We start from the raw sequence: 13,540 nt of genomic DNA, 5'->3' as shown, positions 1-13,540 counted from the left end.
TCCTGTAATACGAACGCTGGCATATCGGAACAATTTCTGAACCGGACTGAGTGACACGTCCGACCTGATCAGGTCAGTCACCAAACGCAGTCTGGAAGATTTCACCTGGAACTTTGTTCAGCTAGAGTTGGTGATCGGATACCAAATCTATGAGAACAAATCGACAAGTCAGAAATCTCTTCACATCGGTGGCCGTGTTTCAGGCGACATTTGCAGCGTGGGCATCGTTCACCGGCCTGCTGCTTACGTCCTCTGATTCAAAAGCCGAGATGCCGTTTCATCCGACAGCCGGCGAACGACAATTGTTCCTCGATGATGTCGGCATACAGAAGATTGAAAATCTCAAACGGACGATGCACCAGCCTGTCAAAAAAGGTGCGGTGATCCGACCGAACTGGCAACTGGGCGTATCAAGTGTACAGGTTCGCACGGCCCCGGTCTGGGATGCTGAGCAGCAGATTTTTAAGTTCTGGGACTGTGCTGCCACCCCACCCGATCTGACGGCCACAGGGAAAAACTACACCGGCTATTACGAAAGTCCTGACGGACTTCACTGGTCTCAGCCGGAGCTCGGTCAGGTGACTTACGAGAGATGGCCGCGCAATAACTATATCTCACTCATGGCGGGAGAACACCACGTTCGAACGGATTACGTCATTCATGATCCGACAGATCCCGATCCCTCGCGTCGTTATAAGTGCGCACTGCCGCCGGTCGGATTCGCCGTTTCACCCGACGGACGTCGCTGGAAAATGCTTCCGGATGTGCCCGGTGTGCCCAGTGGAGATGAAGCAAATTTTTCCTTTGATGAAAAAGCAGGATTATTGATTCTCACCGTCAAACGCAATGGACCCAACGGACGGTCCGTTTATCTGGAAACCAGCAGAGATTTCAAAATGTGGACAGATCACGGACTCATATTTCATACCGATGATCTCGACCAGAAGATGGGCCTGGACAGGATCAGAACGCGACTTGCCGATGATTCGCTGCAGCCGGTGATGTCGATCGACCCGACCCGCTACAACGTGGACGTCTACAATATGGGCGTGTTCCGATATGAGTCACTGTATGTCGGCATGCCAACGATGTACTACTCCACCGGACCGTCTGTCGACGGCACAAACACCGACGGTTTTCATCTGGTCCAACTCACGTGCAGCCGGGATTTAAAAAACTGGCAGCGACTTGGCGATCGCCGGCCGTTCATCGACAGTTCACGACCCGGGGATGGAGCTTATGATCTGACAGGAATAATCGGACCATCGAACGCCGTGCTGCGTGGTGAGGAGTTGTGGTTTTACTACACAAGTGCCAAGTATCGAACTCGACCTCCTCGGCCGGACCCGGATGCCTGCGCGATCTCGCTGGCTGTGCTGCGACGGGATGGTTTCGTCTCACTGGATGCCGGTGAAACTAAAGGGACGATTCTCACTAAACCTTTCCGAATGACCGGCACGAAATTGTTTCTGAATGCTGATGCACCGCGCGGCGAGATTTGGGTCGAGGTGCTGGACAGCAACGGGGCCGTTTTGACACGGTCGAAGCCGGTCACGGGAAATGTGATGCACGAACAGGTCCACTGGCAGCAAAGTGATATCGCCCGTTTTGAGGACCAGACAGTTCAGCTGCGTTACCTGATACGAAACGGCCGGTTCTACTCCTACTGGACGGAGTGAGGACACGTCGCAGGACAGTTTCTTTCAGCGCACGAACACTGTGCGTTCCGAAAATCGGGGCAGGCACGAGGCCGGCAGATTTCGCAGCTGTTTGACATCAACGCCTGGAGCCGATGCCGGTCCCTGTCGGCTCCGTTAATCTCTGAATCACCTCGGCTGGCTCAGCCAGGCAGGCCTCGGTTGAACATGACCTGAGTACAGCGTTCAGCAGCAACGGTGTGACTGATATTACGCCAGTGCCTGCTGAACAACGTGGTAACGTTCTTCATCCGGTCCGGTGAGCCGCCTGTCCAGTCCATTGTAGAAATATGCCAGATGCCGATGGTCGAGTCCCATCAGATGCAGAATGGTGGCGTGTAAGTCGGAAACGTGCACCCTGTCTTCCACGGCCGCAAAACCAAGTTCGTCTGTAGCACCAATCACCTGGCCACCCCTGATACCCGCGCCAGCCAGCCACATCGAGAAACCAAGCCAGTTGTGATCGCGTCCCGGTTTTCCAACACCTTCACTGGTTGGCGTACGTCCGAATTCACCACCCCACACGATGAGCGTCTCATCCCACAGACCACGTTGTTTTAGATCGGTAATCAACGCGCTAATAGGCTGGTCTGTTTCACCAGCGTGCAGCTTATGGTTGCTGATACAGTCCGTGTGGCCATCCCAGGTGTCCTCGAGATGTCCGCCACCGGAATACAACTGTACGAACCGCACTCCTCGCTCGATTAACCGCCGCGCTGTCAGACATTTGTTCCCGAAATCTGACGTGAGTTTGTTGTTTAACCCGTACATTTCTCTGGTTCGTGCATCTTCCGCGCCAAGATCCACCGCCTCGGTCGCACTCGACTGCATTCGATAAGCCAGTTCATACGACATGATTCTGGCAACCAGCTCCGATTCACCAGGATGTCGTGTCAGGTGTTTTCGGTTCAATCGTTCCAACAGATCGAGGGAATGACGTTGTGTCCTGTCCCCGACGCCTTTCGGCGTGGCAAGGTCAAGAAGTGGGGTACCCCCGTTACGGAACAGTGTTCCCTGATAGGCAGCCGGCATGTAGCCCGACGACCAGTTCGACGCGCTGCTGATCGGTCCTCCGCGAGGATCCGTCATGACAACAAAGCCGGGCAGGTTTCGACTTTCTGTTCCCAGACCGTAACTCATCCATGAACCAAGACTGGGCGACCCGATTTGTACGTCGCCGGTATTCATTTGCAGACAGCCCGAGGCATGTGCCGCGGTATCGGCATACATCGAACGAATGACGCACAAATCGTCCGCGTACCTGGCGGTCTGTGGAAAAATTTCGCTGATCGGCAGCCCACTCTGCCCATGCTGGTTAAACCTGAACGTCGATTGAGCGAGGTAGCCAATTTTTCGACCGCCGCTACCAAATTTCGCTTTGCCCCTGTACGGAGTACCGTGGAACTTCGTAAGCGTGGGCTTGGGGTCAAAGGTATCCACCTGGCTGGGCGCACCGTTCATAAACAGAAAGATGCAGTGTTTCGCTTTACCCGGAAATTGAGGCGGCTTGAATGCCGAAGCCATTTTCTGTGCATTTGCCGCAACAGCACGATTTGCAAAGAAACCATCACGCGACAGCAGGTCGATTAAACCCAGGCCGGCAAAGCCACCGCCAACCTCCCAGAGGAATTCCTGACGCGTTCGCTGGCAGGGAGTATTGTTCGGTCTGAAACGTGGGCTACCGTTCATCAGTCGGGTCTCACTTTTGATCTGTCGCAACGGGCGATGACCTCTCCTGGAGGAGCGATTTAGAATTTAATTTGGATATGAAAACTCGTTGAGGTTGTAAATAACCCGGCACACCTGAACGAACGCACGACGATGGGCCCTCTCTGCTGTCAGTTCTTCACCTTCTTTCAACTCACTTATTGATCGCTGTGTTTCCGTTTCCATAAAATCAACCATTGCCCGCCGCTCTTCGTCATTCGGCAGTCGGCACAAAGTCAGTCGCCATGCACGCGCGACCTGTGCACTCGGGTCGTCTCCGACTTCTCTGATGACCCGTTCAGCCAGGTACGTTGCCTGTTGGTTGACGAAATCACCGTTGAATAATGTCAGCGCCTGCGGCGACACGCTGGTGATATTGCGTTTTTCAGTGGAACGCGTTGTGTCGCAAAAATCGAGTACTTCGAGCATCGGTACGACGATCGAGCGTTTAACAAATGCATAAACGGTACGTCGTGACTGGTCCTCGCGACCTGACGCTTCCCAGATATTATTCCGGTCTGCGTGACTTTCAATCACAACCTGCGGGATGTCCAGTTTCACGCCAGGTCCGTACATCTCGCGGTTCAGTCTGCCGCTTGAAGCCAGGATTGAATCGCGGATGGTCTCAACCTGCAGTCGTTGATAAGGAAATCGCCACAACAGTCGATTGGCGGGGTCCAACTGGGCATATTCCGAGTTTGAACTTTTACTCATTCGGTAGGTATTGCTGCACACGATCAGACGATGCAGTTTCTTCAGCGACCAGTTCGCGTCGTTAACGAACCAGTGTGTCAGCCAGTCAAGCAACTCGGGATGTGTCGGTGAATCGCCCATCACACCAAAGTCGCTGGGTGTGCGGACGATGCCCTCACCAAAATGGTACTGCCACACCCGGTTCACGATGACACGGGCAGTCAGCGGATTTTCCGCACTGGCAATCCACTTCGCAAACCGCAGACGTCGACCTGTGGACCTTTCACGCACGTGAAATGCAGGTTGCTCGCGGACGAGTACCGCCGGAAGTCCGGGCTGAACTTCCGGCCCGGGCGAAGCCGCCCGACCACGAAGCAGCAGAAAACTTCCAGGCGGCTTGGGACTCTCTTCATGTAGAAAATATCCTTTGGGAAGATCCGGTATCTGCTCCTGCAGTTGAGTGATCTGTCGCCGGAGATCATCAAAGCGACGCTTCCTTTGCGGAGGAAACCCGTCCTCAAGCTGCTGATCAAAGTTGGTCTGGTGAGTCGTAACCAGCTGCTTTTGTTCCGAGTTTCGTTCGTCGACAGGAATCGTGAATGCCGACAGAACTTTTTGGTCCAGGCTGCTGACACCGGAGGTCAGGAATTTTTCACGAAAACCATCGCGAAGTTCCTGTTGGCGATTTCGCAGACCTTCGATCATCCGATCCCGTTCGGCAAGCTGTTCGAGTTGTTCAATCGACCCGGCGGGCATGTCGGCATCCCGACGGGGTCGCTTCATCGGGGCCATGATGGCGGACATGCGGTAATAATCATGCATCGTCAACGCGTCGAATTTGTGATCATGACAACGCGCACATCCCAATGACAAACCCAGGAACACCTGTGACGTTGTGCGAATGATGTCGTCGAGTTGATCATGGCGATATTGAGAGGAATCTGCCGGTTCATCGTCCCAGGATCCAAGACGATAAAAGCTGGTGGCCAGCACGGTCTGTGTGTTGCGATCGGTCATTTCATCACCTGCCAGTTGCTCCAGTACGAAGCGATCGTACGGCTTGTCCTGATTTAAAGCGTCGATGACATAGTCTCGATATCGCCATACGTGTCGTTTTTCGGCATCACGTTCGTAGCCATTCGATTCGGCGTATCGTACAAGATCCAGCCAGTGCCGCGCCCAGCGTTCACCGTATCCTGTTTGTCGTAAGAGCTGGTCCACCTGCTCATCAAAATGCTCAGCGGTTGGCTCTTCGAGAAACCGATCCTGACGGTCAATCGTCGGCGGCAGTCCAGTCAGATCGAGATACAATCTTCTCAACAGATCATGTGGTCTGGCCGTCGGAGCCGGTCGCCACCCCTGCTGTTCCAGTTTCACCAGTACGAAATTGTCAATCGGTGTTCGGATCCAGTCGGTATCTTCCACAGCAGGCACTTGCGGCTGCCGAACCGGCACATAGGCCCAGTGCTCCCGATCGCTCTGCACAATGCTCGCATCGTAGGCCGCTAATTGATCCTCGGAGTCGTCAGCAACCAGTCTGCCACCGAGCAGCACGAGTACGGGAATGGCAATGCGAAGAGCGCACCTGCCAGGAAACTTCTCGACGTTTTTGGGTAACAGCATGCCGGCCGTTTTACCATGAGAGAACCCGTATGGTCAAACAATTCTGGCAATGGACGCCTTCCGTCTGACGTTGAGTTTGCGCCGACTGCCAATGTCAGATTCTATCAGAGCATCTGGATTTGGGTCCCGTAACGAATCCATCATATTTGTTGGGAATGGCAGGTGACTTCAGGACTTCGCACCTCCTGTGCACTACGTGCTGAAACGTTGGGGAAGAGCTGATTTTATCTGAGCCGCAGGTCAGCAGCGCCGGATTGCACGAGATCCCCGTATAATGAGGGCGGACGAATCGCCTGGAGGCTACAATGTGCTGATTGCACATCAGCCCTGACAATTCGCTGCTGAACAAAGTCCAAACCGTTCCAAACACGGTGCACAGTATCTTTCGTGAGCATGGTCCACCGTGGTCTGAGTGTGTCCCGCTGTACCGGCAGCCAGCCATCGTGGTGACTTCATGCCTGATTTTGATTACGACCTTCTTATCCGGGCGGGGCGTGTCGTTTGTACAACGACCGGTCTGGATGGCCCAGGCGCCGTTGCGGTTCGTGGCGATCGCATTGTGGCGTCCGGTGCCTCTTTGGACGGAACTTCGCGGCAGACTCTGGAATTTCCAAACGGACTTTTATTGCCCGGGCTGGTCGATCTTCATGCTCACCCCGCAAACAGCGGGTCCAAATACGGGGTCGATCCGGACGTCGAATTTCTGCCCCGGGGGGTGACAACCGTGCTTTCTCAGGGAGATGCCGGGGCCAAACACTGGCGGACATATCGTCGTGACACGATCGAAACCAGCCGAACACGTATTCGGCTGGCGATTAATCTGTCGGCACATGGAGAAAGCCCGGACGGAGCATGCTTTCAGGACAGCGAATGGGTCGACATCGATGCGTGTGCGGAGACCATTGCTGAAGGCGGCGATTTCATTTGGGGCATTGCAGTCAACGTCAGTCGCATCTCATGTGCCCTGAATCCTCAGGACGTCGTACAAAGTGCGTTGAACGTGGCTGAACGAACAGGCAAGCCGCTGCTGTACGGCATGCGGAATCCGACCGACTGGCCGATCGCAGAACAACTGGCGTTGATCCGGCCTGGCGACGTCGTGACTTACATCTTTCGTGACGACGAATGGAGTATCATCGGCGATGACGGCAGGGTCCTGCCGGAAGTCTGTGAAGCGCGCGATCGTGGTGTCTTGTTCGATGGCTGCCACGGGCTTGCCAGTTTTTCGTTTCGGGTGGCAGAAGCAGCGTTTGCCGAAGGCTGGTATCCGGACACCATTTCCACCGACCAATATGCTGCTCATCTCGGTGTACAACCGTCGCATGACCTGCCGAGGATGATGAGTAAATGCATTGCCGCGGGAATGCCGGAACATGAAGTGCTGGCTCGTGTCGGTGCGAGTCCTGCCAAAGTTCTGCAGCTCGCCGGTGAAGTCGGCACGCTCGCTCCCGGCAGCAGCGGCGACCTAACCGTACTGGAAAGGAACGACTCCGCAGCGCCTCTTACGGATTGTTATAATCAGATTCGTTCCGGCGGTTGCTGGGAGGCGAAACTGGTGGTTCGCGCAGGCGACGTCGTGAACGACTGAACGCCTGGTGCTGTGGATCTCTGCTTGATGGGAGCCTGGTGAATGTGGGTGTTTTTCAAATTGAAGCGACAGCGGTTGTCAATGACCTCGTAACTGAGACTCACTCAACTCGTTGAGCATTGACTCCCCGTTCACAAACGCCCGACAATTTCGCGAGAAAATGTCGTAGATTCGTTCGAGGAAATGGGGGCTGGAACAGGAACCGGATACGTGGCAGGTCAGAATGATATTGGGCATCTCCCACAATGGATGTTCGGCAGGCAGCGGGTACTCGTAGTGGACGTCAAAAGACGCACCTCGGATCCATTTTTCACGGAGACAACGGAGCAGTGCCTGTTCATTTACGATCCCGGCCCGTGCCGGATTGATCAGGACGGCAGACGGTTTCAGCATCCGTAACTCCCGTTCGCCCAAAATTCCTTCGGTTGCGTTAGTCAGGGGCATCGTAACGAACAGATAGTCGACGTCCCCCATGAATTCCTCAATGTCATCCGGACTGAAGACACGATCCGGCAGTTCGCCTGCCGGATCGCCGGTTCCGGGTACGCAATAGATCCGGTCACGTGGTTTGGTCGTGCCGTCCCGCGTCATCGCCCACACTTTAAGGTGCAGCGCCTGCGCCACACGGGCGGTCGCTCGTGCAATGCCGCCATATCCGAAAAAGCCGATCGTCCGACCGAACACGTCGCTTTGAAACTGAGCTGCTCGATCCCAAATCTTTCTCTTCTGATTTTCCAGCTGGACGCGTATCTCACGCTCCCACATCAACATCATCATCACGTTCCATTCCGCGATCGGCACATCAAAATTACCCAGTCCATTCGTGACGCGTATGCCGCGCTGAAGGATCGGCAGATCCCGGAGCTGTGTGTAACCTGCGGAGCTAAGCTGGATCCACTGCAGTTGGTCAAATCCGTCGAAATTGACCGGTGGAAATTCGCACAGCAGTATGTCCGTGCCGCGCATCAGTTTGGCCGGTAAACGTTCAGCGGGCGATTCGATGCGGGGACCTACCCGGATACAACAGTCAGGACAGGCAGCGCGAACTCGTTCCAGTGCCTTGTCATCCGGTTCGAGCGTCACCAGGATCGTCAAAGGCTGACGTTTCACTTGCACGATCCTTTGCCTGGCACAGTCGACCATTCACCGGAATCTCTCTGGAACGGGTACCGATTTTTGGTTGCGTCAGTTAGCTGAACACCTAACCCCGGCGCCTCCGGAGGCAGAATATAGCCATTCTGAAAACGATATCCTCCGTCGGTGTAGATTTCTGTGTGCAAAGGGCCAGCCAGAGGAGGGATTTCCAGAATAGCCACATTGGGCGTGGCGAAGGCGGCGTGGATATTCTGCATGACACCGGCACCGGAGGCCCAGGCGTGGGTCGCGACTTGTTTGCCCTGCACTGCAAACTGTCGCGCCACGTCGAGAAATGCCGCAATGCCGATGTACGCTGCGTCCGGCTGGGCGATGTCAAACGCGCGGCGGTCGGCATAATGACGAAACTCCTCGCGGGTACTCAAGCATTCACCGCCGGCGACTGAAACAGACGTGCTGGCGCACAGCTCGGCGTAGCCTTCCAGGTCGTTGTAGTGCAGTGGTTCTTCATAGAAGAACAGGTCGTATGGCTCCATCGCCTGCAACACCGCTCTGGCCATTCCGACATTCCAAACGATCGATTCTTCTCCTTCCACGTTGCTCATGTGGCCGTCCATGCACACATTAAAGTCACGTCCAATATACTGACGTACCGCCTCCATTTTTTCAGTTTCCATGTCGACCCAAGCCGCAGGACTGCGGCTTTTAAACCTCTCACCGGTATGCGCATTGAACCATCCGGACGCAACCTTCGCGGAGTTGAACCCTGCCTCACGATACATCTCGAATTTTTGGATCAGATCCGACCAGGGGTAAATACTGGCACACCCGGTGGCATAGCATGGCAGACGGTCATGCAGCCTGCCGCCCAGCAGTTGATGAACAGGCACTCCGAGTATCTTTCCTTTTAAATCCCAAAGTGCCCCTTCCACTCCCGCCAGCACATTGACGCCTACTCCGGTCCGCGTCCAAAAATTGCCGCAGTGATACATCCGCTGCCACAGTTGCCGCGGTTCAATTTCCTGTTCGGACACTCCTGTCAGGACGGGCTTAAAAAAATTTACGATTTCCGGAACGAGTTCCGGAGCGTGGTATCCGGTGTACGTCTCGCCGATCCCTACCAGATCCGTATCGGTGTGAACTTCGATAAAAGCTGCGGATCGCAGCTTTCTCTGCTGCTGCAGAAACGGATCATTACCTGAAGGCCCGGTCAGCAATACTGTTTTGACGTCGGTGATCTGCATGGAAGATTGTACCGTGTAGGTCTAAAGCCAATTGGAGTGGGACGAAGTTCGAGAAGGTCGAAGGTCACAGTTACCGGACGGTTGTCACCAGTCCAGTGTCCGACTGGTATGAAGATGCAATACAGCATCCTGGACCGTTCACACCAAGACAACGTTCGGAGCCCCTGTTTGGAACACGGACTGACGTTTTCCGGATGTTCAGATTTCTGTCGAAGTTGAGTCTGGTGATCATGGCGCGACGCAAATCAGAAAAACGGATTGATTGTTTCGATAACCGGCCGTCTGACGTCTTCACGCCAGGCTTTGTTCTGTCTTCTGTACTGCGTCTCTTGGGAACACGATGATTCGCTGATCGCCGGTGTTTTCAGAGGCCCCGGCACGAACGATTGGCAGCGGGTCGAACCGGTCATTCAACTGCCAGGGCAGGGCAACGGTGAATGATGTTCACAACTTCCGGGAAGCATTGCGAGTTGAACACACGTACAAAAACACGCCGGATACTTTTGTTCTCGACGTATGAAATCAAACCCGCGGATCGAGAATGCAAGGTTTTCCCGAGCCAAATTCTCTTGGCGACAACTCGCGCCCCAGGCGATCGCATCAAGCGTAAACTAATTAAACGTTCTGCAAAAGTTCGGGTGCTTTATGATAATTCGCAGCTAACGAACTGTTTTGAACCGGGTAAACAACAGTGGTGAGAACGCGCATAAAACACCGAAACATGGCGGTCATCAGCATTACCAACAACATTCTGAGGTCCCAGGGAAATCTTCACTAACCGGAAATACCGTTAATTCCGGGATAACGAGATCATCTGGAAAAGTCGTTGGCCGACACTAATTTCCTAGTGGCACTGTTCAATTCTATTCCGGCAAGCGTGATCTATTATGGACAGGCTACCAGACATCGGACCATTCTGCTTCTGTTTCTGTCTTCTCAGTGCTGCATGGGGCCAGGCACAGACTTCGTCTGAAACAATTGCCGAGGTCAGATATTCGACCGATTCTTGGTCGTCCGGAAGCCAAACCGGGAAGACCATGCATGATCCCTATTGGGACCAGGCCAAAACCCACCGAAACTACACCCAGTATCTGCACACCGACACCGCCTATTTCACGGACATTTTCAATTTCCAGAACCGTCAGTCGGATAAGGAAATCAAGGTCCTCACCAATGGCACCAAATGGGGCGATGAAACGCACGTTCTATTTGGTATGCAGGGCCGAATTTCAGCCTTGGCAGCGCACACCAATCGTACCGACAAGTTCAGCTACCTGACTCGGTTCCCTACGGATTTCGAGGGACGACACGCAACCGACGCACGGCTCCTGCAAGCAAATGCGGGTGTGACAGGACACATTGGCAGCTACATCCACGTTCACAGTGAGTTACTCTTCTCTGACGTTTTCTCTTTTCGGGATTTCAAACAGGGAAGCCTCCAGATGCGGCAGTCCTATGTGGTCTTTGGTGATCTGGACCAGACTCCCTGGTATGCTTTTCTCGGCAAGAAGAATTTGAATTTTGGAGACATGGGCACGCTCAGCCCGTTCTCACAATCAGTTGTCTGGCATTACTTCGGAGCGTTGCACGAATCCATCGGTGTCGGCTATGAAGACGGAACTTCGAACGTCACTCTCTCTGCGATCAATGGAGGCCGAGGAATCCGCGTGGCCGATTCGAATGAGAAAGGTGATCTGAACAACTTTGCAGCCAACGCCCGTTGCCGGCTGCAGTACAGTGAGGAATGCCTTCTGCAACTGGGAGCCGGGTTTCTTTACGGAACCATTTATGATTCTTCGACCGCCGAGCACCTCGATCCAAACGTATTCGGTACATGCAACCCCGCCTGGGACGTGAATTCTCTGCTGCAAATCGGCAATCTGACTTTGGCCGGTGAACTGGCCAGCACTCTCTATGACTGGCCGGTGACCGACCATCCCATCATCGCCTATCGCACTGAAGCAGCCTACAGCTCGTTTATCTCTGATATTCCGACACGCTATTCAGTCAGCTGGAGTGAAGGACGCCAGGGCAGATCGGGTACACAGTTCGAATTCAACCGCCAATTGGTGGTCGGTGTGGGAATGAAACTCAACCCGAATGCTCTGTTGACTCTGGAGTACGTCCGCAGTCTCGGCTTCGCCCCACTGATGAATATTACGACGGTTAGCGACAAAAGTGTTAAACAGGACAGCCTGGTTGCCGGCCTGACGATCGTCCTGTAATCATATGAACACCGTTCGAACAGCAGACACTGCTGTCCGAACGGTACTCGCTGGTTTACGAACTTCACGACTGTCGAGCAGAAGCGAGACTGTCGATACATTTCGAACGTGCGGACTCCTTCCTGGAAACCTGCGCTGATGTTATCCGGATCTTTCGTGGCGCCGGGTGCGTGATCGGCACGACACCAGTCGGGATCGGGCCACCAACGGGCAATACTACATTTCAGCCCGGTCCGGATTAGATTGACGGTCCAGTCCGGGTTTTGTCTCTGTGGTCGTGCTGCTCACGATTCATCCGAGAGAATCTATGATCCTTGCCGCCACTGAGTCTCTGCCGTTAATTGTCGATTCGACAGCATTGTTCGTATTCTTTTCGGGTTTCGTTGCGTGCATTTTCTTGGCGGCACGGACGCCAAAAACGGCCGTTTTATTTCACTATATTCCACCGATTGTGTGGATCTATTTGCTTCCGGTTTTCGGTACAACATGGGGGATCACTCCTGCAGAGTCCCCGCTGTACGACTGGTGCAGCCTGCATCTGCTGCCGGCAGCGCTGCTGCTGTTGACGATCTCCACCGATGTCAAGGCAATTGCCCGACTCGGACCGCTGGCAATCGGCATGCTGCTTGCCGGAACTGCGGGGATCGTGGTCGGTGGTCCGATTACGTTGGCGATTTTTCAGTCGCACCTGGATCCGCAAACCTGGAAAGCAATGGCCGCGCTGGCCGGTTCATGGATCGGTGGCGGCTCAAATATGCTGGCGATTAAGGAAGGCGTTCACTGTCCGGATGACATTTTCAGTCCGATTATCATCGTTGATTCCGTGGTCGGCTATGGATGGATGACGATTATGATTGGCTTCGGCCGGTATCAGGACAACGTCGATCAATGGAATCGCGCCGATCGCCGCGTTCTCAACGAATTGAACACACGTCTGACTGAATACAAAGCAGCCAACGCCCGACCGATTACATTGCCGGGTTTTGCAATGATATTGGGTACCGGGTTCGTCGGCGGCTGGTTGTGCATGTGGGGTGGCAATCAGATTCCGGAGATGGGGTCGGTCCTGTCACACTATACGTGGGGAATATTGCTTGTTGTGGTCGTCGGACTGGTATTGTCTTTCACACCGGTCCGCCGCATCGAACATGAAGGCGCTTCGCCCGTTGCCTATGGAGGACTGTATCTGCTGGTTGCCACCATGGGAGCCACTGGTAACCTGCGGGCAATTGCTGAAGCTCCACTGCTGTTACTGACGGGAGTCGTCTGGATTGGAATCCACATTCTTTTCCTGACCGTTGCTGCCCGAGTGCTGCGCGCTCCCTGTTTTCTGTTTGCCACCGGCAGCATGGGAAATGTCGGTGGCGTTATTTCGACTCCCGTTGTCGCCGGCGTTTACCAGCCGGCTCTAGCACCAGTCGGAATCCTGATGGGTGTACTCGGAAGTCTCGTCGGAACTCCAGCCGGTTTGCTGTGTGCCCAGTTAATGTCGTGGGTCGCTGCTGCACATTTCGATGAAAGGGTGATTAACGGACTTCCCTGACCGACGTCCGCCAGCTCATTCATTACGATCACAATTGACGAAAGACGCAGGGGGGTCACAAAGTACGTCACAGTGATTCCACTGGTCTCTGAAACCTGGCTACTAAAGCAACTTACCCGCTATTG

Annotated in this window: 8 protein-coding genes; 4 read left to right on the top strand and 4 right to left on the bottom strand. The window is 54.3% G+C overall.

What is annotated here, in order from left to right:
* Positions 1-149: 149 nt before the first annotated feature.
* Positions 150-1,679, top strand: a complete 1,530-nt coding sequence (locus tag MK110_12365) for a hypothetical protein (protein MCH2212089.1) — start codon at positions 150-152, stop codon at positions 1,677-1,679.
* Between the two features lie 228 nt (positions 1,680-1,907).
* Here MK110_12365 and MK110_12360 read toward each other — a convergent pair whose 3' ends face one another.
* Together MK110_12360 and MK110_12355 are read right to left on the bottom strand one after the other, a co-directional pair.
* A complete protein-coding gene (locus MK110_12360) occupies positions 1,908-3,386 on the bottom strand; it encodes a DUF1501 domain-containing protein (protein MCH2212088.1) in 1,479 nt (492 codons plus the stop codon).
* Positions 3,387-3,452: 66 nt separating this feature from the next.
* Positions 3,453-5,720, bottom strand: coding sequence for a DUF1549 and DUF1553 domain-containing protein (locus tag MK110_12355; protein MCH2212087.1), 2,268 nt, complete (start codon positions 5,718-5,720; stop codon positions 3,453-3,455).
* 454 nt (positions 5,721-6,174) lie between these two features.
* Here MK110_12355 and MK110_12350 point away from each other — a divergent pair, with 454 nt between their 5' ends.
* Positions 6,175-7,308, top strand: a complete 1,134-nt coding sequence (locus MK110_12350) for a hypothetical protein (protein ID MCH2212086.1) — start codon at positions 6,175-6,177, stop codon at positions 7,306-7,308.
* 78 nt (positions 7,309-7,386) lie between these two features.
* On the opposite strand, the gene MK110_12345 is transcribed toward MK110_12350, so the two are convergent.
* Positions 7,387-8,418, bottom strand: a complete 1,032-nt coding sequence (locus MK110_12345; protein ID MCH2212085.1) for a D-2-hydroxyacid dehydrogenase — start codon at positions 8,416-8,418, stop codon at positions 7,387-7,389.
* Positions 8,415-9,647, bottom strand: a complete 1,233-nt coding sequence (locus MK110_12340) for a mandelate racemase/muconate lactonizing enzyme family protein (GenBank protein MCH2212084.1) — start codon at positions 9,645-9,647, stop codon at positions 8,415-8,417. Before MK110_12340 ends, MK110_12345 begins: the two co-directional genes overlap by 4 nt.
* A gap of 1,037 nt (positions 9,648-10,684) precedes the next feature.
* On the opposite strand from MK110_12340, the gene MK110_12335 reads away from it, so the two are divergent.
* Positions 10,685-11,872, top strand: a complete 1,188-nt coding sequence (locus MK110_12335; GenBank protein ID MCH2212083.1) for a hypothetical protein — start codon at positions 10,685-10,687, stop codon at positions 11,870-11,872.
* Positions 11,873-12,179: 307 nt separating this feature from the next.
* Positions 12,180-13,415: a DUF819 family protein gene (locus MK110_12330; GenBank protein ID MCH2212082.1), complete on the top strand. Its 1,236-nt coding sequence runs from the start codon at positions 12,180-12,182 to the stop codon at positions 13,413-13,415.
* Positions 13,416-13,540 lie beyond the last annotated feature (125 nt).

It is taken from the genome of Fuerstiella sp. (genome assembly GCA_022447225.1).
In the GTDB taxonomy this organism is placed as follows: domain Bacteria; phylum Planctomycetota; class Planctomycetia; order Planctomycetales; family Planctomycetaceae; genus S139-18.
This window is presented reverse-complemented; position numbering and strand designations above follow the sequence as displayed.

Excerpts from the sequence above, each read along its gene's own strand:
- MK110_12365 (MCH2212089.1), top strand. The coding sequence starts at position 150 with ATGAGAACAAATCGACAAGTCAGAAATCTCTTCACATCGGTGGCCGTG.
- MK110_12360 (MCH2212088.1), bottom strand. The coding sequence starts at position 3,386 with ATGAACGGTAGCCCACGTTTCAGACCGAACAATACTCCCTGCCAGCGA.
- MK110_12355 (MCH2212087.1), bottom strand. The coding sequence starts at position 5,720 with ATGCTGTTACCCAAAAACGTCGAGAAGTTTCCTGGCAGGTGCGCTCTT.
- MK110_12350 (MCH2212086.1), top strand. The coding sequence starts at position 6,175 with ATGCCTGATTTTGATTACGACCTTCTTATCCGGGCGGGGCGTGTCGTT.
- MK110_12340 (MCH2212084.1), bottom strand. The coding sequence starts at position 9,647 with ATGCAGATCACCGACGTCAAAACAGTATTGCTGACCGGGCCTTCAGGT.
- MK110_12335 (MCH2212083.1), top strand. The coding sequence starts at position 10,685 with ATGCATGATCCCTATTGGGACCAGGCCAAAACCCACCGAAACTACACC.
- MK110_12330 (MCH2212082.1), top strand. The coding sequence starts at position 12,180 with ATGATCCTTGCCGCCACTGAGTCTCTGCCGTTAATTGTCGATTCGACA.